Raw genomic sequence first — 25747 nt, forward strand, 5'->3', positions numbered from 1 at the left:
TTATTTTTAAGCTGGTTCTTTTGCCCAAAGCTGCTCATTTTCATGCATTTCATATAAGCCATGAGCACGGTTTATAAGTAAGTTTGCAAAGTCGGCTTGGGTTTTATCTCGTGCACCCGCGGTAATAATTTGGTCGGCCTTTAACTGCCACTGCAATGAAAAATAACGCATGGCATCACGTGCATCTTTTGCTGCAGACGCTTCAGCGTGATCAGTTGGTAAACGACCGGTGATCACCCAGTAGCTTTTACCGTTTTGCGCTTTAAATTTCCAAAGCGCGCATAAAGGCGCTAAAAAACGGCTTTCTTTTTCAAGCAAGGTTTTAGGCATAATGCCTTTTTCAGCTAAATGTTTTTGCGCATTTTGAAAACATTCGCGCTGCCATTGAATTTCTTGTTGCTGAAGTTCAGCTTGCTGCTCTGGTGTTAATGGTTTTTGTTCTTGTTGCTGCATTTTAATAACCTTTTTACTTCTTTGTTTACACTTTAAGGGCATAACAAATAAGGCGCAAGCATAAATAGCGTGCTTAACACCTTATTCACAGCTGTTTGCTGGGTTTTTAAGCAAAGTACACTTACTTTATGTTGTGATCAAACGAACCCACAGCACCTGGGAATACCACTGGCGACTCAATACCCTGTTTATTCACGCTAGCAACTCCAAAATAGTAGTTATCAATAACCACATTTTTTAGGGTAAATTCACTGACCTTATCAACCCATTGACTGTATTGCCATTGTGGTTCACTAGTATATCGCCAGTATATACGATAGCCTGCTACATTTTTATCCTCTGTTGGCTGCCAAGAAAGAGTGGTACTGGCGCGTACGGCACCACTAATTTTCACCTCTTTTGGTGGCGCAGGAGCCCACGCCATTGACGCAAGGCTTACCGCATTTAACGAGGTAAGTTTTGCGGCGTAATCAAAATCCACCCCATCAATAGTATCACCGTACACTACCCCATTTTCGATGCGCAGGTCTTGATGTTGGCGATCATAATGCTCGTTGGTTTCCATAATGCGCACAGCCGCAAAACCCGCATCATTAAACGGACGATGATGCCCGCCTCGTGCAAAACGGTCGAGTCTGTATACCAGCATGGTATCTAAGTTCTCAATGTATTTATCAGCAATGGTGTCTATGTAACGCGCTAAATTACGGCTCGCTGAGTCAACTTCGCCGCCAGTAAAACGACGAGTACGGGCTTGTTCCTTAGTTTCAACTACACGCGTACCTTCAGAAAAAATACGTGCAGTGGTGTTATCGGTTACGCCATTAATGCCGGTAATGTTACCAATCATGTCGTTATTTAAAACACCATGAACCTGCCAGTTATTTTTTTGTGCATAAGCAGTTAAAATTTTACCGCCAAATAAACCTTGCTCTTCACCTGAGAGTGCTGCATATACCACTGAGCCATTAAATGTATATTGCGATAACACCCGTGCCGCTTCAATCACACCGGCAACCCCTGATGCATTATCGTTTGCCCCAGGTGAATCGCTAGTAAAATCCATAACATCACTAACGCGTGAGTCTATATCTCCCGACATCATCACCATACGGTTAGGATCGGTGTTACCGCGCTGAATCGCAATTATGTTAACCACTTCCACGGGTTCAGGAATGCGCTTTTCACCCGAGATGGTTTGTTTTACTTCTAGTATCTCTAAACAGCCACCACACTGTGCCGAAATTGCTTCAAATTCTTTTTTTATCCAGCGTCTTGCCGCGCCAATACCACGGGTATCCGATTTAGTTTCAGATAAAGTATGGCGGGTACCAAAATCCACTAACGTTTGAATATCATCTCCAATACGCTGCGCTGAAATTTGATCTGCAATATTGTGCAATGATGCTTGTTGTGTGGTTTGTGCAGCCACACTATAAAATGACGCGCTACAAACAGATGCAACCGCACTATACTTAATAATCCGAGTAACTAACTTTAAAGGTGAAATTGACATAGCAGTTTAATCCTTATTGTTGATGTTTTTAAAATGACAGCTCTGCAGGTATACAGCAATGCATTTGAGATAGACGTTAAAAACCTCAGGTTAAATTACATTTAATTAACACGCTTAGTTTAGCTATCGCTTGCTCAGTTTCTAGTTTAATAAAAATAATCACTTATGCTGTTTTGTACGTATATTAAAGAGAGAAACACGATTAATCAGCTATCATTTTATATACCCAGTTTAAAAATAATAAGGTGCTGTAAAAATATGAAGAAACACGAAGAATTACCTGAGGATCATGTTGACCCGCTTATGCAGTATTTACATCATGCGATTCGCTTTGCTATTAAAATATTAGCGGTGCTCATGGTGCTAGTTATTTTTTGGAGTATTGCTGATGTAGTATATGTTTTATATATGCGATTGAGCTCTCCCCCTTACTTTTTATTAAACATTGAAGACATTCTGCAAACCTTTGGTGCTTTTATGGTGGTGCTTATTGCGGTAGAAATATTTACCAATATTCGTTTATATTTAGGCTCCAGTTCACTTCCGGTTGAGCTGGTCATTGCCACCGCACTAATGGCTGTGGCGCGTAAAATTATTGTTTTAGATTTAAAATTAGTGACCTCAGAGCAAATTATTGGCCTTGCATTAGTGACTTTAGCCTTAGGTATATCTTACTGGCTGGTAAAAAATAAAACCGGTCATACAAAACTGTAAATCGTTAACTTAACTTAAGATAACAGCTAAATACCTCATTCCCACTGCGCCTTTGCGCTTTACAATGGTATAGTGGGATACCTCTATAAATACTTAATAAGCTTCTAATATGTATCGATTATTTGAACGGATGACTAAACCGTTCCCGGAGCGTTCTCCATCTCAGCCTCCTAATACCTTATTTGCCTTTTGCCGCCATTACACCAAAGGCATGGAACTGTCGTTAGTGCTTATGTCGCTCAGTGCCGCATTATTAGCTATTTTAGAAGTGTCTTTATTTAGTTACATGGGGCAACTGGTTGACTGGCTCGGCGAGTACACCCCTAACGAGCTATTTTCACAGCAACAATCCGAATTAATAAAGATGGGGTTAATGCTCTTGGTCGTGATGCCCATGGTAGTCTTTTTTAGGTCGGCTATTTTACACCAAGCACTGCTGGGCAACTATCCGATGTCGATACGTTGGTTAGCGCACCGTTATTTATTACGCCAAAGTGTTAGCTTTTATCAAAATGAATTTGCCGGAAGAATAGCTACTAAAGTGCTGCAAACCTCATTGGCCGTGCGTGAGTCAGTCACTAAGTTACTTGACGTATTGATGTACATTGCCGTTTATTTTGGCTCAATGGTGTTTTTAGTAGCCGCCTCAGATTGGCGCTTAATGCTGCCGTTATTAGTGTGGTTAGCATTATATATTTGCGTGCAAATTTACTTTGTACCACGGTTAAAAAGCATTGCTAGCTCACAAGCTGATGCACGCTCAGAAATGACTGGCCGTATTGTTGATAGCTACACCAATATTTCAACCATTAAGCTGTTTTCTTATACTCAACGCGAAGAGCAATATGCTAAACAAAGCATGGATGTATTTTTACAGCCTGTATATAAACAAATGCGTTTGGTAACCAGCCTTAACGTGGTTATTCAAAGCTTGAACTATTTACTGGTATTTTCGGTGGCAGCAGTGTCTTTGTATTTATGGTCGTTAAGTGCCATTAGTGCGGGGGCTATTGCAGTAGCATTGAGTTTGTCGTTAAGGCTTAATGGTATGGCCCAATGGATCATGTGGGAAATTAGCAGCTTATTTGAAAACATTGGTACCGTAGCCGATGGCATGCGCACCCTTTCAAACCCGATTGCGGTTGATGACAAGCCAAAAGCCGATAGTTTAAAAGTAACTCAAGGTTCAATCGACTTTAACAATGTACACTTTAATTATGGTAAAGCCGCTAATGAAAATAACCGAGGTCCAGTAATTAACGGTTTAAACTTAAATATTAAACCGGGCGAAAAAATTGGCTTAGTGGGTCGCTCTGGCGCGGGTAAATCCACATTAGTTAACTTGTTGCTACGTTTTTACGATACAGACAAAGGCTGTATTAGTATTGATGGCCAAAATATAACTGATGTAAGCCAAGAAAGCCTTCGCCGCTATATCGCTATGGTCACCCAAGACACCTCACTACTGCACCGCTCAGTAAAAGACAACATCTTATACGGCAGACCTGATGCAACCGAAGCGGAAATGCTCGATGCGACCAAACAAGCCAAAGCTCTCGATTTTATAAACGATTTAGAAGACAGCAAAGGCAATAAAGGCTTTGAGGCACAAGTGGGCGAACGAGGAGTAACCCTCTCGGGCGGGCAACGCCAGCGGATTGCGATTGCTCGGGTGTTACTTAAAAACGCGCCTATTCTTATACTTGATGAAGCCACCAGCGCTTTAGACTCAGAGGTAGAAGCAGCTATTCAAGCAAGCTTAGATGATTTAATGACAGGCAAAACGGTTATTGCTATTGCACACCGATTATCAACCATTGCACAAATGGACAGGCTTATTGTGCTTGATGAAGGTGGCGTTGTAGAGCAAGGCAGTCACGATGAGTTAATTGCCCAAGGCGGCATTTACGCTGCACTGTGGGCACATCAAACTGGCGGCTTTATTGGTATTGAATAAAAAAACCATCTCAGAGTAGGTCATCATTTGGCCTGCTCTTGTTTACTAAAATTTAACTTTATTATTGATTTTAAACGCTATTTATAGCCTTTTAGTCGAATTTTATAGCCCACCTCTTGCCTCACTGTTTTTATAATGTCACATTCGCGACTGACTTTTTTATCATTCATCAGGCAATTCACCATGTCTTTATTAAGCAAACATAAATACACCCTTTATGGAGTGCTCGCTATTTTACTTTGGAGCAGTTTAACTGCCTTTATTCGTGATTTATCAGAATTATTTAGCCCAATTGGCGGTGCCGCTTTAATTTATAGCGTCAGTGCGATTTTTTTAATGTTAGTCATGGGTGTACCAAAGCTAAGCAATTATCCAAAACGCTATTTAGTCTTTGGTGGCAGCTTATTTGTTATTTACGAAATATGTTTGGCTTTATCGCTTGGCTTTGCAAATAGTCGCCAGCAAGCGTTGGAAATGGCGATTATTAACTACCTTTGGCCAGCGTTAACCATTTTATTATCGATTATTGTTAACCGCATTAAAGTAAGCGTATTAGTCTACCCGAGCATACTGATTGCGTTTTTAGGGGTTGCATGGTGCATTGCAGGTAATAGTGGTTTATCTGTAGGAGTATTAACCGCTAATATTAGTGACAATCCATTACCCTACTCCATGGCGTTTGCAGCGGCGTTTATTTGGGCTGTGTATTGCAGTGTAACGGTAAAACTTAGCGAGGGTAAAAATGCCATTAGTGTATTTTTTGCAGCCACGGCAATCTCTTTATGGATAAGTTACGGATTGAGTAATGAACCCAGCTTTGAGTTTAGCCTAGATTCTAGCTTTACCTTAGTATTGGCAGGCGTGGTTATTGGTGGAGGTTACGCACTGTGGAACCAAGCAATCATTGGCGGTAACCTAGTGTTGTTAGGCACCTTGTCTTACTTTATCCCTGTGTTATCAACACTATTTGCTGCAATTTACTTATCAGTATCGCTCACCAGCGCATTCTGGCAAGGCGTTGTGTTAGTGACATTAGGCTCATTAATGTGTTTTATTGTGACCCGAAAAACAAAGCCAGCCCAATAAAATATGTAAGCGAAAAGCTAGAGGCTGTCTGCTTTTCGCTTTAATCATTTACTTAACTGGCTAATCGCAGTCCTAACAGCACTAACATCACAATGTTTGCTATCACACTGATTAAAAAGAAGTAACTACGCGGGCTGGGGTTTTTCTCGGTGGCAATTGCGTAATACAGTGCCATATGAATTAAACGTGCAATCACATATACCCAAATACATATTGCAAATACCGAGCTGTGGTAATTCATCACAAAAGCAAATAAAACCGTTCCTATAAACAACGCGCTGTTTTCTAGGGTGTTATGAAAAGTACGATGAGCCCTAAACATAAAGCTCTCATGAGATAGCTCTTTATCTATTTTTCCTGGCACTGCACCGGGCTGTTTAGCCTTACTAAACGTCGCCACAGCCCACTGAACTAACATCATAATTAAGTATAAATAAAATGCTACAAACGCAGAATGTGCAATATCGGTCATTGTTTTTTCCTTTGTGTTGTTATTAGAGTAATAGTTACAGCAACTATTAAGCCAAATTTAAACCACTGATATGTATATAAATTATTTTATAAAATATACATTTTTTGTAATAGATTCCTGCTTTATATAAAAATTACGGTGTTTATGTAATGTATATCAAACCGCAAGCCAACATTAATACTAATTACGTATTTTATAAATTTAACTTGAGCATTTATTCTAATTATTGTTTTATAGTGTTACTAGAAACGGAACGGCGGAATTTGTATGAAAAATAAAATAACCAAATCTTTAGCTACAGCGGCATTATTGAACTTTATATCAGTACCTGCTTTTTCAGCTCAAGCTCATATTGAAAATGCAGAAAACTTGGTACAGCAAGCTCAATACAAAAACGTAGCAACTATTAAGCGTAATTTCGCAAAGCAAGTAGCGCTTAATTATTCAGTATTGAATGCTGATTTAAAACAATCAGTAAATAAATATAACTTAGTTTTAAATGCTGATCAGTTATCAACTGTAGCACGGCATACAAAGCGTAATATAAGTCAGGCAAATAGCGCCTTACAACAACTTAAAGGCTTACCAAACAATACAGGAAGCTTGTTACAAGTCCGTTTGGCAAGTGAGTCCATGCTTACTGATTGGCAACAAGGAGAAAGCCCTTTATTCGCATTTGCACCCGCTGGTGACGATAGCCAATGGAGCGAGATTGAAGCGTTCGATCAGTTTGGTGACATTCATTATCTGAGCGTTGACCAAATGCCAACCCAACCTGTTTTTATTGTGGAGTTAGATCAACAAAAAGTACAGGATGCGGGTATTGCAGTAATGAAAGGAATTTTGTCTGCTAACAAGTTCAGCAAAAACATGGTTAGCCCACAAAATCAATTAAGTAATGAGCAGCCATTACAAACTAGCGTGCTAAAAAAAATACATTTAGAGGATGATAAAGAACCTTGGATTTCAGGAAAGGCAGAAGTTTATGCCATCGTAACGGGGATTAATCCTAGCAGAGATGAACCAATATTAGATATTGTTGATTTACCTTATTTAGATCATGACCAAACCACTTACAGCCCTAATCAGGTTTTAATTCATTGGCAACGTTATCGTTGGCAAGCGGTCGATTTGCTTTTAATGGAGCAAGATGACAACACTAATTATAAAACCTTAGCAATGAAATTATTAGAAATATCAGAGCAAGTAATGGCAAGTATCCCTGATTTACAAGCACAGGGCTATACTATTATTCCTAAACTTACTAATGAATTGCTTAAAGCAATGCCTGATGAATGGTTTACCAATAATGATGATTATGTTGATGTTTTTTACACGCTATTTGAAAACAAAGACTATCAAGAATATAAAGGGGCCAGCAGTAATGCTACTATTACCTTGTCACCTTTAGAGATTAACCCTCGTCAGTAAATAGCGACTCGCCACTGTTTGGCTTGGTAACTAAACAGTGGTGAGTTAATCATTACTCCCGCAGTTTAAGCGTGATACATACAACGCCGTGATCGGTACTTAAATCGTCGCGCTCAAACTCGGGGTTAATTAAATGACGATCGTAAGTATGATAATCGCTTACTTCAAAAAAACTGTCGTCATAGCCAGAATCAAACTCACAAGACAGCAAAATATAATCAAGTACTGAACTGCTTGCGCCAAAGTAATGTGTTGCTTTTCGTAATGGTTTTAAACATCGATTATCTTTATCGGTAATACCTTGTATTGACTCATTAGCTACTTCATCAAGCTCGCAATCATCGTGTAACTTCGTAAACAACTGCCACGCATCGTTAAGACAATATTTTGCAAGGTAGGTTTTACTATCAAACGCGGGGGCAAAACGCAGTGTATTGGTTAGTAAATGGCTTAAAACGCCATCAGCTAGGTCGTTATTAAAATCTCCCATTAGTATCATAGGCTGTTGCGTGGCCTCACGACGACTTATCATTTCTATCATCAGCAATGTTGCTTCACTACCGCGCTGAATAGTTGAGCCCCAGCCACCCGCTACATTTGCTTTTAAAATTTCAATAATGTTTTTTTCAGCGGTTAGTTCTTTATTAGTTTCATCAATCTCAATTGATGGCCGTTTAGATTTAAAATGCACCACATAGCAATCGGTATTGCCGATATGCGGCAAACTTATTGTGGCTCTAAGTACTCTACGGCTAAAGGCAAAATCTTCAGTTAAACCTAAAGTACTGGCAAGCTCATAGTCGTGTTTAACGCTTGCTACTTCAACGATGGGGTATTTTGCTGCTATTGCCACAACGGGGCGTTTATAAATAAAATCATCTATTACCTGTGGCTCATCCACCACAGCAAAGTGCGCATAACCTTGCTGCTTTACTAATTCTCTAAGCGACTCAATGCTAAACACTTCCTGAAAGCCAATTACATCGGGCTGATGCTCGGTTAAATAATCAATAATCCAGCGCTGTTTTTTTGCCCATTGCTCTGCGGTATATATCCGCTCAAACTCATAATAAGCATTAGGTGGCTCAATATAATTAAACAGGTTAAATGTGGCTATTTTTAATGTTGAATTGGTTATCATCATCTCAGGGGATTGTTCTGAGTTATCAGTTAAAGGTGATGTATTACAGTCACTAATAATGGTCGCCTTTGAAAGTTTATATTGTGTGCTATTGTCAACATCATATAAGATTTTTGCTGAGTGCCAAAGCTTGATAACAACTAAAACCAATTAAATCGTTTAAAGTTTAAGCAAACGAAACCTATCCCCTTTAAATTTATATACAAGTTGGTATGCTACGCGACCTTTTTTAACATATGGTTATCAAAAAAGGCAAAGCCAAGGGGCGGCTAATGCTGCAAGGCACTTAGTATAAGTGGCAGCAATATTACAGGCATCACGTTAAACAAACGTTAGGTGTAACTTTAAATAGCAATATAAAAAGCACTATTAGGGTCAAACTATGCGATTAGGACCAGGACTACTCGTCACCGCTGCCTTCATTGGACCAGGGACTATTACCACCGCGAGCGTAGCGGGTGCAAACTTTGGTTTTGCACTAATATGGACATTACTATTTTCAGTAATTGCCACCATATTATTACAATCTATGGCGGCGCGCCTAGGCGTAGCCACTGGGCAAGACTTAGCACAAGCACTAAGAGCCCATATTGAAACTCCCCTATTTAAATCTCTCGCTATATTTTTAGTGATCAGCGCCATTGGTGTTGGCAGTGCCGCCTACGAGGCTGGTAATTTAAGCGGTGCCAGCATGGGATTAATTGAAATATTCCCTCAGGTAAATGCCCAACTTTGGACGCCACTGATTGCATTTTTAAGTGCCATACTACTTTATAGCGGTAAACACAAAGTTGTTGAAAATGCGCTTATTTTACTAGTGATTTTAATGAGCCTAGTGTTTATCTCTACGCTTGTTATGGCGGCTCCCTCGCTTAGTGATGTGTTAGCAGGCTTTATTCCTAGCATGCCAGAGGGCTCAGTCACCACAGTCTTAGCATTGGTAGGTACGACCATAGTGCCATACAACTTATTTTTGCATTCGGGTGTACTGGCTGCTCGCCACGACAGCGAAAGTGACAAACAAAAAGTAATTAAAGAAACCAATATAGATACGGGCGTGTCTATCACCTTAGGTGGCGTGATCACGCTAGCTATTTTATCAACCGCGTCAGTGGCATTTTATGGCACAGATGCAGGGCAAATTAGCGCTGCTAATATGGCGGTGCAGCTTGAACCCTTACTAGGTGATGCCGCCCATTACTTTTTTGCTATTGGTTTATTTGCCGCAGGTTTAACCAGCGCAATAACTGCTCCCCTTGCCGGCGCTTACGCCGTATGTGGCATGTTAGGTTGGTCAAATAAAATGGATAACGTTCGCTTTAAAAGCGTTGCCATTGTTATTTTATTATTTGGTGCGGCGGTGGCCTCACTGGGTTTAGACCCTGTTGCCGTGATAATTTTTGCCCAAGCCGCTAATGGTTTACTATTGCCAATTGTAACCGCCTACCTAGTGTGGCTGGTTAACCAAAAAACAGTAATGGGTAAATACACTAACTCAGTATTGGTAAACCTACTTACTTTACCAGTGTTGGTACTTATTTTTGGCCTAAGTAGTTACAAGCTCTTTAGTTTGATTTTTTAATACTACTCTGCGATTTATGAACACACAAAAGCCGCTGTATTAATAGCGGCTTTTTACATTGCATTGCAAACCAATACTCACTTAAAAACCGTGATGCTCTGTCTTTTGCTTATTTGCCTTAATGAGTTTTGCAAATACATAACCCCCTACTGCACCTGCACATAATTGCGCATAAAACCCCCAGCCTCTTGCACCCGCAATAATAGTAATATTCATAATAGATTCAATAGCAATTAACGCTGTTGCAAACGCTACAATACCCGCAGTTACAAATAATTGTACCCCCTGATTTTTAAGCTTTTTCGCGATAAACCAAGTCACTAAAAATGCAATACTCAATGCAATGGCTATAATAGCGCCGTAAGTGGGTAGTAATCCGAGCCAATCATCAAAGGTTAAATTAACACGATCATTAAATCCTACCACTACACCTACATTAACTAATTGATTGACAACGTATTGGCTATGAAACAAGCTAGCAAGAGTGAATGTAAGAAACCAAGAAACTAAAAATGACGGGAGTATACGTGTTAAAAACTGCATGGTTATCTCAACTTAAAATGAAACTTTTTCCTTACACTAGCAAAGGCTTGCAGGGTAAACAATCTCTACGTTGTATTACGCTACTCTCGCTTTTAGTGTTTTCGTGTAACGCCAGTGCCGAGCTCCCAAAACAGCAATACACTACCAGCACATTAGCAACAGGTCTCAATTCACCTTGGAGCATGGTTAAACTCCCAAACAATACCTGGTTAATCACCGAACGTGATGGCCATGTTGTCATCATTAAAAACAACCAACAAACCCGTGTTAAACTAGATTTCGAGGGCTTGTACGTTGCAGGGCAAGGCGGTTTACTCGATATCGTGCTTTCGCCAAATTACAGTGAATCAAAAGAAATTATATTCACTTATGCTCAAGGTGAGCTTGATGCAAACAGGCTCGTTATTGCCAAAGCTAAGTTTGATGGCGAGCAATTTTCAGCACCAAAAATTATTTATAAAGTTGCCACCGATAAGGGCACACCGCAGCATTACTCTGGCCGCGCGCTTGTACTGCCCGATAATAGCTTATTATTTTCAAGTGGTGATGGCTTTGACTACCGCGAGCAAGCACAAGTTATAACCAGCCAATTAGGTAAAGTGCTACGAATTAATTTAAATGGCACTATTCCAACCGATAACCCGTTTATTAAACATGAAAACTCTAACGCGCATGCCATTTATTCACTTGGCCATCGGAACCTACAAGGTTTAGTATACGATGATGATACCAAGCAAATTATTAGTCACGAACACGGCCCCGCAGGCGGCGACGAGCTCAACTATTTAACAGCTGGCACCAATTACGGCTGGCCGGTAATCACTAACGGCGACGATTATTCACAAGCACGTATTTCCCCCTTTAGAGACTACCCCGGAATGGCTAAACCAACCGTAGATTGGACGCCTTCAATTGCGCCATCAGGCATGGCATATTATGGTTCTATGCATACAGCCTTCCCTTCACTGCAACGTCACGTGCTTATTACTACATTAGTCGATAAAAAGCTCTACAGTGTTAATTTAGCAGATGGTGAATACACCCAGTCGCATATTTTCCCAGAGGCTACAGGTAGGCTCAGAGATGTATTTGTTACTGCTGAAGGTAATGTAGCGATATTAACGGATGGCAAAGAGGCAAAGCTGATGCTGGTAACGCCAAATTAGTCATTTATTTAAAATTATGAAACTCAAAAAATGACTGAGTTATTTGAATTGGTTGTTCTAATTGCGGGTAATGGCCTACCCCTTCTAGTTCAATAATATCTGGATTAATGATTAATTCGCGATAACGTTTAACCATATGACGACCCGAAACGGGGTCGTCCATACCGCAAATTAACCGCATGGGTACATCTGCTTGTTGTAAAGCGCTCACCCAACGAGCGCGATGTAATTTACGCTCTGTGATGTAACACTCTGTGATGTAATAAATCAGTTTTGACATGACTGGCTTGCCCTGTTTGTATGCAATTAACTGCCACAACTCCTTGAGCTCTTTTTCAGCAAGGGGCGTAGCGCATATATTATCAAAATTACGCTTAAAGCTTTTATAGTTTGCAAGTCGCGACACTAAAGAGCCTATGGGGCTAAGTAACAGCTTTTGCAATAGAACCGGTTTATGTGTTTCTGGAAATAACCCGCCGTTAAGAAAGCAGATGCTTTGTATTTTTATGGCATATGGCTCATTTAAGTTGCTTCTAGCAAGTAGCTCCTGCGCTACCGTATCACCGTAATCGTGGCTTAAAATATGCGTTGCTTTTACATTGAACAGCTTTAAAAAATGAGTCAGTAAATCCGCTTGCATACTAATGGTGTAGCGACTGTTTTTTGGTTTATCACTAAAACCAAAGCCCAGCATATCGAGGGTAAATACCTTAAAATATTGAGTGAGCTCAGGCCATTGATTATGCCAATCCCAACTTGCGGTTGGGTAACCATGGATCAGTAATAAACACGGCGCGTCCTCTTTGCCTTGCACATGATATGCAATGTCATGACCTTGAAATTCAAACGTCGATTGGTTCTTGTGCCAAGAAGCTAATGAGTCAGTGATTATTGTAGTGTTGCTAATCGTGTTACTAATGACATTCATGACAATTTAGCCGCTTTTATAGGGTTATAAACACATAAACTAAGTTACTACCTTAATTAACTTCTTAGCTTGTGTCACCTAAATTAGAACTCTGTTGGGTGGCGCCTTGGGCTTAACCAACCTACCTTTTAACGTAGGTCGGATAAGTGGCGAAGCCACGCCATCCGACAAAAAGATAATGGATTTACTTGGGACAACCCGACTTATAACGCTGTGCTTAATATGCAAAATAGCGACTTAAATTAAGCCGCAATAAGATTTAAGTTTTGATGTGTGGAGTTAAGATTTGCTAATTCTGTTCTTCAACCAAATAATCTTTAAATAAATCATTACACTCCGTAGTTTGCATCAACTAATTGACTAACAACAATATTTGAAATGTTTTCTTTAGACTTTAACCAAAGCTCAACGTCTGCTCTATCTTGATTAGTCGCCGAACCATAACGATGAACAGAACAAATAAAACCACTAAATGACTTACAGTCACCTCCACCAGCAATACAAAGTTTTCTTTTATCGATGAATTCTAAAAGCTCATCTAGCAATAAATCAAACTCTGCTTCTGTAGCATTTAAATTACAAGTAAATTCAAAACCTAGAATAGCAAATTCATCTAAATACAACTTCTTGCGTAATCGTCTACTTTTAGTACTCATAAATATCCTTTGGTATATGACGCCAACTTATTAATCCGCCTACGAAGTGGCTTAGAATAAGTTATAAAGGAGCAAAAGCCAAAGATAACTTACTATTTAACATATAGTTAAAACTTAACTAACTTCGCTAAATTGTTACCCGAGTGCTTTTATTAATGGAGAACTTAATTCACAAAGAGGATAAGAGACGCTGCGCTTTTAGAGGAAAATAAAAGGGTGAATTAAGCCGTTTGAAGAAATTTAAGTTCTGATGTCTGAAGTCAAGATTTGACCCCTTTGGTTTTTAATTACTCACAATCAGCTAACGGCTCTCTAATTGTCAGTGTGTAAGTACCAAAATCTAACACAGCTTGGTATTTTCTAAAAAATGGAGAGCCTAATAACCCATGTATTATATTGTCACCACCGGCTACCTGAACATGGTCAAGGTTTAGTGAAACAAACTCTGTACTTTCAAAAAACTGTCCTGCTAATTCAAATTTCAAAACGTCTATTAAGCCCATTTCGTGGTCGGCTGTACCTAAACCTGCGGCATTTTCTTTACTTAGTTTTTCTTGTATTCCAAGCTTTTTAATACATGCCCTATCTAAAACAGATGCACCCGCCGCTGTATCTAAAATTAAATTTACTTTATGTCCGTTGATCTCAGCCTGAATAATTTGATGACCTGTTTCTGTTACTTCAAATTTCAAACTTGTGGTTTTGACTAATTCCATGAATGTTCCTTATTCTATATTTAGGTTGATTAATAGACACTATATTACAAACACTTATGAAAACAACCCACCTTATAAATAAGTAAACAAATGGCTTTTCACTAACGCCTATATCGTAATTAAAATATGCTGAAAATAACTGACCCCAATCGCACAAAACCTCTGCTGGCAAAGCAAAATTAATTCACAAAGAGGATAAGGGACGCTGCGCTTTTAGAGCACAATAGCGGCTTGAATTAAGCCGCTTTGAAGAATTTAAGTTCTGATATCTGAAGTCAAGATTTGCCCCCCATTGGTTCTAAAATGTTGAACAGAGTGAAAACAGTCAGTTGTAAATTTTCCCTCTTGAATAGCTTGTTATGAGCACTTTACACCAACTGCTCTCTTTTCGCGTTTGATAGAAAAGCAAGTTTTGAATTATTATTAGCTGGCTGAAAAGTATTAGTGGCTTTAGATTGTACTTTTATTGTTGAAATTAAAGCACCTGCAATGGTAGCAATAGGCAATGTCATTCCTGATGCAAAGAAGTCAATAATTGCCCCTGATGCAGCACCAACGGATATATCTTTACCACTTAAATTAAGTTCCGCTGATAAATCAAATTTACCTGTTTTGTTAAAACGCTCCTTAGTTACAGAATCTAAATCACCTATAGACTTAGCTAAATCTGAAATAGCTCTTTTAGATGCTAAATCTTGATCAACAGAGCTTAGGACTTGTTCATATAAGTCATCTAAATGTGCATGGAGGGAGCTTAGCTCATCCTTTCTTTTTTCCTTGAACTCTAATAATTCATAAATATCAACATTGCCAGTCGGAACTGGTAATGATGATGCAAGGTCAACGCGAATAATGTTTCTTCGTTGATTGAAACCGTTAGGAAATAGACATTCACCACCTAGCTGATGAACAACCCAGTCGGTAGTTTTATCTTTCACTAAATCCTTTGCAACCAAGCTTTGGCAAGACAATATAGCATTTGTAACTTGATCACCTTCAAATCGTCCATTAAACCCAACTCTTGGGCGCTCAAGCGCACCGGACTCAATTAACTTCTCCTCTTCAGGCAAGCCAATATAAACAAGGTTATTCCCGGGAATTACAACTTTATCCCAATAAAGTATGTAATAACGTAGTTCATCAATCGACAGACTGCGTTCCATTTGAAACCCTTTGGGTAATCTATGTATGATCCCAGGTGAAGCTATAACACCTCTATCCATTTTGTACACTCCTTGCCTGTGCTCATAACAATTTTGTATCCGACATTTGTCGTTTTATAAACCGACAAATGTTCAAATAAAACAATTACTCCAATGTAACCAGCGAATAAGCACATGTAAACAATTAGTTAGCTCTCATCTAAATTTACTGGATGCAGAAAAACACCAAAATGGTGGAGATCAGTAATATTGGACAAAAAGTGTTGTGCAAATAAACAATAGAGGCAGGTTTATTATTTTTACTGACAAATAGCGTAACTTAGACTTTTACTTTCGCCTTGAGCCTTTCTCCTTGAACCTTTTATCTTTCACCTTCTCCCTAAAACAAAAAAAGCCGCTGTTCGTTAAAACAGCGGCTTTTCTATTAAAGCTTTATAGCTAAAAACTGACAGCTGACAGCTGACAGCTGACAGCTAGTATTTTACGCTTTCCCAATCACTTCAAGTCCACCCATGTATGGGCGAAGTACTTCTGGTACTACTACAGAACCGTCAGCTTGTTGGTAGTTTTCTAGTATTGCTACAAGTGTACGCCCTACCGCTAAACCTGAACCATTTAGTGTATGAAGTAACTCTGGTTTTTTAGCGCCTTCACGACGAAAACGTGCTTGCATACGACGTGCTTGGAAATCGACCATGTTTGAACAAGATGAAATTTCGCGGTACGTGTCTTGCGCTGGTAACCATACTTCTAAATCGTATGTTTTAGCAGCGCCAAAGCCCATATCGCCCATACATAAAATAACTTTACGGTATGGTAATTCCAGTGCTTGTAAAATTTGCTCAGCATGGCCTGTAAGCTCTTCGAGTGCTTGCATTGAATCTTCTGGTTTTACAAGTTGTACTAGTTCAACTTTATCAAACTGATGCTGACGGATTAAACCGCGTGTATCGCGACCGTAGCTGCCTGCTTCACTTCTAAAACATGGGGTATGCGCTGTTAAGCGAATTGGTAAATCGCTTTCTTCGTAAATTTCATCACGGGCGCTGTTTGTAAGCGGTACTTCTGCCGTAGGAATTAAGCTAAAACCAGCTTGTTGCTCGCCATCATCGTTCACTAGGCCTAATGTGTGGAATAAATCGCCGGCAAACTTAGGTAATTGGCTAGTACCGTAAAGACTTGCGCTATTAACTAAGTACGGTACATACATTTCTGTGTAGCCGTTTGTGTCTGTATGGGTGTCTAGCATGTATTGGGTAAGTGCACGGTGCATACGTGCTACTTGGCCGCGCATTACGGTAAAACGCGCGCCACTAATTTTAACGCCCATTTCAAAGTCTAAGCCGTTTAGGTCTTGCCCTACGTCAACGTGGTCTTTAACTTCGAAATCGTATTTTTTAGGGGTGCCCCACGTTAAAATTTCTACGTTGTCGTCTTCGTCAGCGCCTTCTGGTACCGACTCGTCCGGTAAATTTGGAATTGCTAAGGCAATTTGTTTAATTGCTTCTAACACTTCGTCTTGCTCAGCTTTAGCTGCGTCTAATTCGCTGCCTAAGTTAGCCACTGCGTCTAGCAATGGCTGTGCGTCTTCGCCTTTTGCTTTTGCTTGACCAATGGCTTTAGCACTGGCATTACGTTGACTTTGAAGTTCTTGCGTTTTTACTTGTAATGTTTTGCGTTTTTCTTCAAGTTCAGTCACTACCGCTACATCTAGTTCATAACCACGTGCGGCTAAACGTGCTGCAGTTTGTTCGACATCTTGACGTAAATATTTAGAATCTAACATGTTAGTTTTTTAACCTTTTTGCATTACTAGCTGAAGGCCCAGCCAAGCCATAAAAATACACACCATCACGTTTAAGATGATATTGAGGGCCATTTTAATAAAGTGACCTTGTTGTAATAACAACAACGAATCCATTGAGAATGTTGAAAAGGTGGTTAACGCACCTAAAAAGCCAATTCCGATGAGGGTTTTAGCGGGACTAACGGCAATAACCTGCTTATCTATTAAACCGTACAAAATGCCCATCAACAATGAACCCAGAATATTAACCGTCAACGTACCAAAAGGGAATCCCCTACCAAGGAGTTTTAGCATGGTTTCGCTAATAAAAAATCGTAAACAGGCTCCTGAGGCTCCGCCAAGGGCGATCATCATGTAAAGTTTAATCATGCTCATAACGTTTTACTGGGCTTTGTGCGTCGCGCTCTTTTAAATAATCGAGCTTTTGTTTAATTTTTTGCTCAAGTCCACGATCACTTGGCTGGTAATATTGTTTGCCATCCATTTCTGGCGGTAGGTATTTTTCGCCAGCAGCAAATGCGCCTTCTTCGTTATGCGCATAACGATACTCTGCGCCATACCCTAAGTCTTTCATTAGATTGGTGGGGGCATTGCGTAAATGCTCTGGCACCGGGTAGCTTGGTTGATTTTTAGCATCGTCTTTGGCTTGGTTAAACGCCATATAAACCGCATTGCTTTTAGGCGCGCTGGCTAAGTATAAGGTGGCTTGTGCAATTGCGCGCTCACCTTCGCTTGGGCCAACTCGTTGAAAAATATCCCATGCGTTTAAAGCCACTTCCATAGCCCGCGGATCGGCATTGCCAATGTCTTCGGTGGCAATTGCTAATAAGCGCCTTGCAACATACAGCGGGTCGCCGCCACCTGCTAAAATACGGCAGTACCAATAAAGCGCACCATCGGGTGAACTGCCTCGCACCGATTTATGAAACGCCGAAATTAAATCGTAAAATTCATCGCCGCCTTTATCATATTTGGCTAAATGCGTAGGGAGTACTTGGCTGAGTACCTGTTCATCAACATGAAATTGGCAGTTTTGCTCAGTGGTTAAATCGACTGCTTGCTCGAGTAAATTAAGTACTTTACGAGCATCGCCACCACTTGCTTGGCATAGCGCCTGTTTGGCGTTATCTGCAATCACGATATGTTTTTGGCTTAATTGCTCATCTTGTTTAAGTGCACGCTCTATTACTGTGTATAAATCGCTTTCCTGCAAGGATTTTAAAACATATACCCTTGCACGAGACAAAATCGCATTATTAAGCGCAAACGAGGGGTTTTCGGTGGTGGCGCCTACAAATATAAAAGTGCCATCTTCAATATGCGGTAAAAACGCGTCTTGCTGAGATTTATTAAAGCGGTGTACCTCGTCAACAAACATTAAAGTGCGCTGACCACGGCTTTGTAAGTTATCGCGAGCTTGGGTTACGCTATCGCGAATATCTTTTACGCCAGCGGTTACTGCCGACATTTGAATTAGTTCAGCGTCGGCATGGTTGGCAATAATTTGCGCCAGCGTAGTTTTACCTACCCCCGGCGGCCCCCATAAAATTAAACTATGGCAGCGCCCTGCTACTATCGCTTGATGAAGAGGTTTATCAGCGCTGAGTAAATGTTGCTGCCCTATGTAATCGTTAAGCGATAAAGGGCGCATACGCGCAGCGAGTGGGCGTACATCGGGCCCAAAGTTAAAACCTAAATTACTCACCGTTACTCTGATCGTCTATTTCTACACCCGCTGGCGGGGTAAATTCAAAAGTTGTTTTATCAAGCTCAGTATTAACCTGTGCATTGCTAAATGTAAACGCAGACAGCTGGCCTGAGTTATCTTTAACCACCAGTTTTGCAAGCCCCTGCTCGTTATCAGCAAAAGTAATATCAAGCTGCTCTACTTGGCTTTCTACGCCTTTATTTGGGGTAATGCTAAAGCCTAAGTTAGTAGCGAGCACGCTGTATTTTTCCCATTGCGCAGGGTCTTTAGAGGTGAGCAATATAAACGGTGTAGAGTCAATTAAACCGCTGGTTTTCATAATGGTTACTTGCTCAGCAAAGCTATCAAAGTAATAGGTTTTATCGCCGTTTGACACAAATAAGGTGTCGTCTGGGTTAGTTTGCTGCCAGCGGATCATTAAAGGCTGTTGCAAGGCAATATTGCCTTGGCCTTGCATTACCAGTTGGCCTTCACCGTCGGTTACGTTTTGTTTAAATTGTGCTTTAAAGCTTTTTAAGGTCGATAACTTATCTTGTAATGCTTGGCTGTCGTCAGCAAAACTTGGCATAGCAACTAAACTGCTCAATACCAATAATAAACTACTTAATTTTTTCATTAATTTGCTCCATTAGGTACTAATACATCGCGCGCGCCGTTGTGTCCTGGTGCACTCACGATACCTGATGTTTCCATTTGTTCTACTAAACGTGCAGCACGGTTATAGCCTACACGTAATTTACGTTGCACTGATGATACCGATACTTTACCGGTTTCTATTACAAAGGCGACCGCTTCGTCGTATAACGGATCTGACTCTTCATCGCCATTCTCGCTGGCTTCCCCTGGTAATAAAATATCTTCAGTGGCATCGCCATTTAAAATTTCGTCTATGTAATTTGGTTTAGCACGAGCTTTCCAATCGTTTACTACAGCATGTACTTCATGGTCGTCTACAAACGCGCCATGCACACGCTCTGGTACACTGGTGCCTGGCGGTAAATAAAGCATGTCACCCATGCCTAATAAGTTTTCAGCGCCTTGTTGATCAAGTATGGTGCGCGAATCTATTTTACTTGATACTTGAAACGCCATACGTGTAGGTATATTCGCTTTAATTAAACCGGTTATTACATCAACCGACGGACGCTGCGTTGCTAAAATTAAATGAATACCCGCAGCACGCGCTTTTTGCGCAATACGAGCAATTAACTCTTCAACTTTTTTACCTACAATCATCATCATGTCGGCAAATTCGTCAATAACCACCACTATGCTAGGTAATTTGTCTAGCTCATCAGGGCCGTCTTTCATGCCATCGGTGTCTTTAAATAATGGATCCATAATTGGGTAGCCCGCTTCTTTGGCTTCCATTACTTTTTGGTTGTACCCTTTTAAGTTACGTACACCTAAAGCCGACATCAGCTTATAGCGGCGTTCCATTTCACCTACACACCAACGCAGCGCGTTAGCGGCTTCTTTCATGTCGGTCACAACTTCACATAATAAATGCGGAATACCTTCGTAAACAGAAAGCTCAAGCATTTTCGGGTCAATCATGATCATACGAACATCTTCTGGGCCCGATTTATACAGTAAGCTTAATATCATTACATTAACGCCCACTGACTTACCTGAACCCGTTGTACCGGCAACTAATAAATGTGGCATTTTACCTAAGTCGGCACACACAGGTTGCCCTGCAATGTCTTTACCTAGCACCATGGTTAATGGCGATGGATTTTGCTCAAACTTAGGCGCGTTTATGACTTCTGATAAACGCACAATTTCACGGTATTTATTAGGCAGCTCAATACCGATATAGGTTTTACCTGGAATAACTTCAACCACGCGCACACTAATTGCCGAAAGTGAGCGCGCTAAATCTTTTGACAGTCCAGTAATTTTAGACACCTTAATACCCGGTGCTAAATCAAGCTCAAAACGAGTCACAACAGGCCCTGGGTAAACCCCAACCACGGTAGCTTGTACGTTAAAATCGAGTAGTTTTGTTTCTACAAGGCGCGATACGCTATCTAGCTCTTCTTGCGAAATTGGGTTTTTAGCTTTGTCGGGTCTGTCGAGTAAATCAAGTGATGGCAATGGCCCCGGTGGTGGTTCTTGCTCTAATAATTGTTCAAACTTTTCTTTTGCAGTTGGCGGCGGTTGAAACCCTGATTTAGGCTTGTTAATTGGCCTTGCCGGTGAAACCACGGTTGTGGCAGGTTTTTCAGGTTCAACCACTGGGCTTTGATCCAGCGCGTTAAGTGCTGCCTCGGTGTCCATCGGTTCATCGTCTATGGCGCTAAAGCTAATTTCTTGATCGAGTATTTGGTCAAGCTCGTCAAACGGCATAAACTCGTCGTCTTGAGGGGCATTAACCTTAGTTGCTGGTTTATCGAGTGCTTTTGGTTTGTCTGCTGTTTTATTAGCAAGCTCAGGTTCTTGTTGGCGTGTGTCGTCTTCAAAATAGGCATCGGGTTGCTCGTCTTGAACTTTACCTGCAATGCGTTCACGCTGCATCCAACCTCGGGCATAGGTCACCAAAAAGCGGTATAACCTAACAATTAAATCACCCAAGTAATCAACAAATTGTACCCACGACACACCCGTTAATAGGGTTAATCCTGCAAAAAAGAAGCACAGCAGTAAAATAGAGGTACCGGTAAAATTAAACGCAGGCATCATCGCCGATGCAATTACATCGCCCACTACCCCACCGGATGAAAAATTATAAATATCGTCAAAATTAATACTGCTGATAGCAGTTGCTGAGGTAATAAACAGCGCAAAGCCAATAATGCGTAATCCAAGTGTGGTGTAATCGAGTTGTAAAATACGGTGCGGCTGCTTAAATACCAGGTAACCTAGCAGCTGAATAGCCGCTGGTACAAAATAGGCAAGCCAACCAAAAGTGAGCAATAGTATGTCGGCCACCCACGCGCCCGCTGTACCCGTTATATTTTGTACATTGGTAAATTCACCGGTTTGCGACCAAGCAGGATCGGCAGGATGAAAACTAATTAAAGCACATAAAATAAATACCGCTGCAAAGGTGCTGACGATGAGCCCCGTTTCTAATAGTCTTTGTACACCGTTTAGGCGCATAATTACCTATCCCTCATTATTATTTTTTACACTCACTTGGCAATAGAATACCTTAGCAGGAAATGTATTTTGATGCACTTTATCTTAACCATGATGGCCTGATTATGAACAAGTTTTTATTATTTAATCGGCTTTTTCTTAAGCCAAGCAAAATTGACTGCGACAATAAAAGTATTTTAAAGGCTGTTACTCTATCATTAAGCAACAAAAGGACGAATAACAACGCCCTCTTCACCCTTTACTTCTTCCATGACTACATAGGTGCGGCTTTCACTAACATTGGGCAGCTTTAATAATATATCACCAAGCACGCCTCGATATTCTGACATATCGTTAACCCGGGTTTTTAATAAAAAGTCGAAATTACCCGATACCAAATGACATTCTATAATTTCTTCGTGCTTTCTAACAGCAGCACTAAACTCTTCAAATACGTCGGGCGATGTTTTGGTAATGGTTACTTCTACATACACAGAAAGCCCTTGACCAAGCTTGGCGGGATCAACCACCGCTTTGTAGCCTAAAATATACCCTTCTCGTTCAAGCTTTTTCACTCGCTCTAGACAGGGCGTGGCGCTTAGGCCAACTCGTCGGGCCAGTTCAACATTTGACAGGCGGCCATCAAGTTGTAATTCGACTAAAATTTTGCGATCAATACGGTCTAATAAGTTATGCATAGCTTTTTAGTTTTTTATTCTAATAAAATTAATTTTACAGATACTAACACTGCAAAGGGCTTAAAAAAAGGTGGGACACACTACCCTAGCATGAATATAATAGTGAAAAATTTTTATCCCGTTCTAACAAGGCAAAATTATGATTATTGGTGTACCTAAAGAAATTAAAAACCATGAGTACCGTGTAGGTATGGTTCCTGCGAGTGTTCGCGAACTTGTAAATCACGGCCACCAAGTGATTGTTGAAACGAATGCTGGTATGGGCATTGGTTTTACAAATGATGATTATGTTCAAGCAGGCGCTGAAATTTTAGAAACAGCTGCTGATGTTTTTGCAAAAGCAGAAATGATCATCAAGGTAAAAGAGCCACAAGCTGTTGAACGTGCAATGTTACGTGAAGACCAAATTCTTTTCACTTACCTTCACCTTGCACCGGATCTTCCTCAAACTGAAGACCTTGTTAAAAGTAAAGCAATCTGTATTGCTTATGAAACAGTAACTGATTCACGCGGTGGTTTACCACTTTTAGCGCCAATGAGTGAAGTTGCTGGCCGTATGTCTATTCAAGCAGGTGCACAAGCGCTAGAAAAAGCTAACCACGGTCGTGGTATGTTACTAGGTGGTGTACCTGGTGTTGAGCCAGCTAAAGTTGTTGTTATTGGTGGCGGCATGGTTGGTCGTAGCGCTGCACAAATGGCGGTTGGCTTAGGTGCTGAGGTTGTTGTACTTGACCGTAACATCGACGTACTACGTGCACTAGACGCACAGTTTGGTAACAAAGTTAAAGCTATTTACTCAACAGCTGATGCGCTTGAAAAGCACGTATTAGAAGCTGACCTAGTAATTGGTGGCGTGCTTATCCCAGGTGCTGCTGCACCTAAACTAGTGACTGCTGAACACATTAAAGCAATGAAGCCAGGTGCTGCTATTGTTGATGTTGCGATTGACCAAGGTGGTTGTATTGCAACGTCTAAAGCAACTACGCACGCTGATCCTACTTTCATCGTTGATGAAGTTGTTCACTACTGTGTTGCTAACATGCCTGGTGCTGTTCCACGTACATCGACGTTTGCACTTAATAATGCAACATTACCGTTCATCATTAACCTTGCAAACAAAGGTTACAAAAAAGCACTACTAGATGACGCTCACTTCTTAAAAGGCTTAAACGTAATTAAAGGCCAAGTAACATACAAAGAAGTAGCTGAAGCGTTCAACATGGAATATGTTGACCCACGCACTGCAGTAGAAAACGCGTAACTATTATTGTTACCGCTTATACCTAAGCCATAATTTAGGTATAAGCATTAAAAAAGCAGCTAATTAGCTGCTTTTTTGTATCTAAATTTTAGGGTCTGTGGTCAACAGACCCTAATGTTATATAAATCGTTTAATAATAAAGTCGACTTTTACGCGCTTAGCTTGACCAAGCAGTTTTTTCACCGGCTGCGGGTAATCGCTCATGGTTTCTAAATCATCTGGACCGGTTAAACGACGACAATGCTTTAAAATTTCTTGGCGTTCATTATCAATGTCGCGCATTATCGTTTGCTCAGGGTCTTCTATCAGAATACCATTTTCGATATCTAGCCCCCATGCACGCGGATTTAAATTATGCCCGCTAAGTAAATGCACTTTACGGTCACAACAAATCCCTTTTAAATGAAACGAGTTACTCTCGTGTTTCCACAGGTAAACGTTTAAGTTGCCATTATCTATGTGGCGTTTTTGCGATTTTACAAACTTGTGCAAAATAGTTTCGTATAAATACGGCAGTGCACCAATTTTACTAAATGGCTCGCTAGGTGGCAGATAAAAATCGTTTGCGGTTTTATCGCCCACCACAATAGTGACTTGTTTACCTTGCTTTAATAAGCGACGTAAAGAGCGCATTAAAGGCGCTGGAAAATTAAAATACGGCGTGTATAACACCAACTCTTGCTCGGTGGTATCAAATAACGCTTTAATTAAGCGATTAAGCTCATTATTACGACGGCCTAAACCTAAAAATAAACGAATGCCCATTGCATGAGTATTCAAGTTCTGCGCACTTTTATAGCTTGCCGATTTAAGCTCACGCATAAGTTGCTTTTGTTCAAGCTTAAAGTCAGCCATGCGTTTAAGCGGTCGTTGATCAATTCTTGGTACCGCTTCAGAGCTCAATAAAGTTGATTCGATAAAATCGACCACTGAGTCACATAATTCGCTTTGCGAGACTAAAAAGTAGCGATCAAGTCGGTATCGGTCGCTATATTGCAAATACACATTATTTAAACTGGCACCGCTGTAGAGCAATGTGTCGTCTATAACAAAGCCTTTTAAATGCAATACCCCAAACAGTTCTTTGGCTTTTACGGGAACACCATACACTTGAACGTTTGAATTAAACTTCTCTAAGCTGTCGCAATATAAGCTTGCATTGCCCTCTGACTTTTCTGCACCAATTAAACCGCGTTGGGCGCGATGAAAATCAACCAGTACTTTAATTTCAAGCGAAGGGTTAGCTAACGATGCACTGTGTAGTGCGGCTAATATTTCACGACCCGCTTCATCATCTTGTAAGTAAAGTGTGGTGATATAAATTCGTTTTTTTGCGTTGGCAATTAAATCTAACAATTGCGTACGGTATTCTTGCGCATTGGTTAAGACGTTAACGTCTTTTGAAGTCAACCCAAATGCGGGTTTCTCTTGCCAAAATAACATAGTTGCCTATTCACTTAGGTCACATAATTAAGCAGTGACAAATCAAAATTAGTTAAAAGATAACAAAAAAAATCAGGCTGGTCATGAATTAACGTCGTTTTATTAGCTAACAGTCTATTTATTAGGCGGGCGCTCCCTTTAATGCATTTACTAGTACACATTAATGAACAGCTTTGTAATTTGCGAAAAAAAATAATCTCATCTTTTATTTACTTCCTGCTT

Annotated in this window: 23 protein-coding genes; 7 read left to right on the forward strand and 16 right to left on the reverse strand. The window is 40.5% G+C overall.

Annotation, left to right across the window (positions count from 1 at the left end; all coding sequences use genetic code 11):
• Positions 1-6: 6 nt before the first annotated feature.
• Positions 7-453, reverse strand: coding sequence for a DUF4826 family protein (locus tag P20311_RS04200; protein ID WP_008110031.1), 447 nt, complete (start codon positions 451-453; stop codon positions 7-9).
• Positions 454-574: 121 nt separating this feature from the next.
• Positions 575-1969 carry a M28 family peptidase gene (locus P20311_RS04205; protein WP_008110034.1) on the reverse strand — a complete coding sequence of 465 codons (1395 nt, stop codon included), beginning with the start codon at positions 1967-1969 and terminating at the stop codon, positions 575-577.
• Positions 1970-2227: 258 nt separating this feature from the next.
• Between P20311_RS04205 and P20311_RS04210 the strand changes: the two genes are divergently transcribed.
• From P20311_RS04210 to yddG, 3 genes are all read left to right on the forward strand, one after another.
• A complete protein-coding gene (locus P20311_RS04210; protein ID WP_008110035.1) occupies positions 2228-2683 on the forward strand; it encodes a phosphate-starvation-inducible PsiE family protein in 456 nt (151 codons plus the stop codon).
• A 109-nt stretch (positions 2684-2792) separates the two neighbouring features.
• Entirely contained in the window at positions 2793-4640 is a 1848-nt protein-coding gene (locus P20311_RS04215) for an ABC transporter ATP-binding protein (RefSeq protein ID WP_008110037.1), read from the forward strand.
• A gap of 183 nt (positions 4641-4823) precedes the next feature.
• On the forward strand, positions 4824-5726 hold the full coding sequence (gene yddG, locus P20311_RS04220; RefSeq protein WP_008110042.1) for an aromatic amino acid DMT transporter YddG: 903 nt from the start codon (positions 4824-4826) through the stop codon (positions 5724-5726).
• A 52-nt stretch (positions 5727-5778) separates the two neighbouring features.
• On the opposite strand, the gene P20311_RS04225 is transcribed toward yddG, so the two are convergent.
• Entirely contained in the window at positions 5779-6198 is a 420-nt protein-coding gene (locus P20311_RS04225; RefSeq protein ID WP_008110044.1) for an MAPEG family protein, read from the reverse strand.
• 267 nt (positions 6199-6465) lie between these two features.
• Here P20311_RS04225 and P20311_RS04230 point away from each other — a divergent pair, with 267 nt between their 5' ends.
• Positions 6466-7629, forward strand: coding sequence for a DUF3103 family protein (locus P20311_RS04230; protein WP_008110046.1), 1164 nt, complete (start codon positions 6466-6468; stop codon positions 7627-7629).
• A gap of 52 nt (positions 7630-7681) precedes the next feature.
• On the opposite strand, the gene P20311_RS04235 is transcribed toward P20311_RS04230, so the two are convergent.
• Positions 7682-8731, reverse strand: a complete 1050-nt coding sequence (locus tag P20311_RS04235; RefSeq protein WP_036933553.1) for an endonuclease/exonuclease/phosphatase family protein — start codon at positions 8729-8731, stop codon at positions 7682-7684.
• A gap of 421 nt (positions 8732-9152) precedes the next feature.
• Here P20311_RS04235 and P20311_RS04240 point away from each other — a divergent pair, with 421 nt between their 5' ends.
• Positions 9153-10352 (forward strand): Nramp family divalent metal transporter, encoded by a 1200-nt coding sequence (locus P20311_RS04240; RefSeq protein ID WP_008110050.1) that lies wholly within the window; start codon positions 9153-9155, stop codon positions 10350-10352.
• 81 nt (positions 10353-10433) lie between these two features.
• On the opposite strand, the gene P20311_RS04245 is transcribed toward P20311_RS04240, so the two are convergent.
• Entirely contained in the window at positions 10434-10895 is a 462-nt protein-coding gene (locus P20311_RS04245) for a hypothetical protein (protein ID WP_008110052.1), read from the reverse strand.
• Here P20311_RS04245 and P20311_RS04250 point away from each other — a divergent pair.
• The gene (locus P20311_RS04250) at positions 10880-12061 is read left to right on the forward strand and encodes a PQQ-dependent sugar dehydrogenase (protein WP_083830211.1); all 1182 of its coding nucleotides are present in this window, start codon (positions 10880-10882) and stop codon (positions 12059-12061) included. The genes P20311_RS04245 and P20311_RS04250 overlap by 16 nt on opposite strands.
• Before the next feature lie 4 nt (positions 12062-12065).
• Here P20311_RS04250 and P20311_RS04255 read toward each other — a convergent pair whose 3' ends face one another.
• From P20311_RS04255 to lrp, 10 genes are all read right to left on the reverse strand, one after another.
• On the reverse strand, positions 12066-12989 hold the full coding sequence (locus P20311_RS04255; RefSeq protein ID WP_008110056.1) for an alpha/beta fold hydrolase: 924 nt from the start codon (positions 12987-12989) through the stop codon (positions 12066-12068).
• Positions 12990-13318: 329 nt separating this feature from the next.
• On the reverse strand, positions 13319-13645 hold the full coding sequence (locus P20311_RS04260) for a YggL family protein (RefSeq protein WP_008110058.1): 327 nt from the start codon (positions 13643-13645) through the stop codon (positions 13319-13321).
• 287 nt (positions 13646-13932) lie between these two features.
• On the reverse strand, positions 13933-14361 hold the full coding sequence (locus P20311_RS04265) for an aspartyl protease family protein (RefSeq protein WP_008110060.1): 429 nt from the start codon (positions 14359-14361) through the stop codon (positions 13933-13935).
• A 368-nt stretch (positions 14362-14729) separates the two neighbouring features.
• Entirely contained in the window at positions 14730-15584 is an 855-nt protein-coding gene (locus tag P20311_RS04270) for a DUF6236 family protein (protein WP_008110062.1), read from the reverse strand.
• Positions 15585-16005: 421 nt separating this feature from the next.
• Positions 16006-17310, reverse strand: coding sequence for a serine--tRNA ligase (serS, locus tag P20311_RS04275; RefSeq protein WP_008110064.1), 1305 nt, complete (start codon positions 17308-17310; stop codon positions 16006-16008).
• 9 nt (positions 17311-17319) lie between these two features.
• Positions 17320-17700 carry a fluoride efflux transporter CrcB gene (crcB, locus tag P20311_RS04280; RefSeq protein ID WP_010389726.1) on the reverse strand — a complete coding sequence of 127 codons (381 nt, stop codon included), beginning with the start codon at positions 17698-17700 and terminating at the stop codon, positions 17320-17322.
• Entirely contained in the window at positions 17693-19036 is a 1344-nt protein-coding gene (locus tag P20311_RS04285) for a replication-associated recombination protein A (protein WP_008110068.1), read from the reverse strand. Before P20311_RS04285 ends, crcB begins: the two co-directional genes overlap by 8 nt.
• On the reverse strand, positions 19029-19655 hold the full coding sequence (gene lolA / locus P20311_RS04290; RefSeq protein ID WP_008110070.1) for an outer membrane lipoprotein chaperone LolA: 627 nt from the start codon (positions 19653-19655) through the stop codon (positions 19029-19031). The genes P20311_RS04285 and lolA overlap by 8 nt, the downstream gene beginning before the upstream one ends.
• Complete coding sequence (locus tag P20311_RS04295; protein ID WP_008110071.1) at positions 19655-22144, reverse strand: DNA translocase FtsK; 2490 nt, start codon at positions 22142-22144, stop codon at positions 19655-19657. Before P20311_RS04295 ends, lolA begins: the two co-directional genes overlap by 1 nt.
• 197 nt (positions 22145-22341) lie before the next feature.
• Positions 22342-22821: a leucine-responsive transcriptional regulator Lrp gene (lrp, locus tag P20311_RS04300; protein WP_008110073.1), complete on the reverse strand. Its 480-nt coding sequence runs from the start codon at positions 22819-22821 to the stop codon at positions 22342-22344.
• A gap of 139 nt (positions 22822-22960) precedes the next feature.
• Here lrp and ald point away from each other — a divergent pair, with 139 nt between their 5' ends.
• Positions 22961-24082 (forward strand): alanine dehydrogenase, encoded by a 1122-nt coding sequence (ald, locus tag P20311_RS04305; protein WP_008110075.1) that lies wholly within the window; start codon positions 22961-22963, stop codon positions 24080-24082.
• A 117-nt stretch (positions 24083-24199) separates the two neighbouring features.
• Here ald and pssA read toward each other — a convergent pair whose 3' ends face one another.
• Entirely contained in the window at positions 24200-25525 is a 1326-nt protein-coding gene (pssA, locus tag P20311_RS04310) for a CDP-diacylglycerol--serine O-phosphatidyltransferase (RefSeq protein WP_008110076.1), read from the reverse strand.
• Positions 25526-25747 lie beyond the last annotated feature (222 nt).

The organism is Pseudoalteromonas sp. BSi20311 (assembly GCF_000239875.1).
Taxonomy (GTDB): Bacteria; Pseudomonadota; Gammaproteobacteria; order Enterobacterales; family Alteromonadaceae; genus Pseudoalteromonas.

What these genes read in the sequence shown, in the direction of transcription:
- P20311_RS04200 (WP_008110031.1), bottom strand. Translation starts at nt 453, where the DNA reads ATGCAGCAACAAGAACAAAAACCATTAACACCAGAGCAGCAAGCTGAA.
- P20311_RS04205 (WP_008110034.1), bottom strand. Translation starts at nt 1,969, where the DNA reads ATGTCAATTTCACCTTTAAAGTTAGTTACTCGGATTATTAAGTATAGT.
- P20311_RS04210 (WP_008110035.1), top strand. Translation starts at nt 2,228, where the DNA reads ATGAAGAAACACGAAGAATTACCTGAGGATCATGTTGACCCGCTTATG.
- P20311_RS04215 (WP_008110037.1), top strand. Translation starts at nt 2,793, where the DNA reads ATGTATCGATTATTTGAACGGATGACTAAACCGTTCCCGGAGCGTTCT.
- yddG (WP_008110042.1), top strand. Translation starts at nt 4,824, where the DNA reads ATGTCTTTATTAAGCAAACATAAATACACCCTTTATGGAGTGCTCGCT.
- P20311_RS04225 (WP_008110044.1), bottom strand. Translation starts at nt 6,198, where the DNA reads ATGACCGATATTGCACATTCTGCGTTTGTAGCATTTTATTTATACTTA.
- P20311_RS04230 (WP_008110046.1), top strand. Translation starts at nt 6,466, where the DNA reads ATGAAAAATAAAATAACCAAATCTTTAGCTACAGCGGCATTATTGAAC.
- P20311_RS04240 (WP_008110050.1), top strand. Translation starts at nt 9,153, where the DNA reads ATGCGATTAGGACCAGGACTACTCGTCACCGCTGCCTTCATTGGACCA.
- P20311_RS04245 (WP_008110052.1), bottom strand. Translation starts at nt 10,895, where the DNA reads ATGCAGTTTTTAACACGTATACTCCCGTCATTTTTAGTTTCTTGGTTT.
- P20311_RS04255 (WP_008110056.1), bottom strand. Translation starts at nt 12,989, where the DNA reads ATGAATGTCATTAGTAACACGATTAGCAACACTACAATAATCACTGAC.
- P20311_RS04260 (WP_008110058.1), bottom strand. Translation starts at nt 13,645, where the DNA reads ATGAGTACTAAAAGTAGACGATTACGCAAGAAGTTGTATTTAGATGAA.
- P20311_RS04265 (WP_008110060.1), bottom strand. Translation starts at nt 14,361, where the DNA reads ATGGAATTAGTCAAAACCACAAGTTTGAAATTTGAAGTAACAGAAACA.
- P20311_RS04270 (WP_008110062.1), bottom strand. Translation starts at nt 15,584, where the DNA reads ATGGATAGAGGTGTTATAGCTTCACCTGGGATCATACATAGATTACCC.
- serS (WP_008110064.1), bottom strand. Translation starts at nt 17,310, where the DNA reads ATGTTAGATTCTAAATATTTACGTCAAGATGTCGAACAAACTGCAGCA.
- crcB (WP_010389726.1), bottom strand. Translation starts at nt 17,700, where the DNA reads ATGATTAAACTTTACATGATGATCGCCCTTGGCGGAGCCTCAGGAGCC.
- lolA (WP_008110070.1), bottom strand. Translation starts at nt 19,655, where the DNA reads ATGAAAAAATTAAGTAGTTTATTATTGGTATTGAGCAGTTTAGTTGCT.
- P20311_RS04295 (WP_008110071.1), bottom strand. Translation starts at nt 22,144, where the DNA reads ATGCGCCTAAACGGTGTACAAAGACTATTAGAAACGGGGCTCATCGTC.
- lrp (WP_008110073.1), bottom strand. Translation starts at nt 22,821, where the DNA reads ATGCATAACTTATTAGACCGTATTGATCGCAAAATTTTAGTCGAATTA.
- ald (WP_008110075.1), top strand. Translation starts at nt 22,961, where the DNA reads ATGATTATTGGTGTACCTAAAGAAATTAAAAACCATGAGTACCGTGTA.
- pssA (WP_008110076.1), bottom strand. Translation starts at nt 25,525, where the DNA reads ATGTTATTTTGGCAAGAGAAACCCGCATTTGGGTTGACTTCAAAAGAC.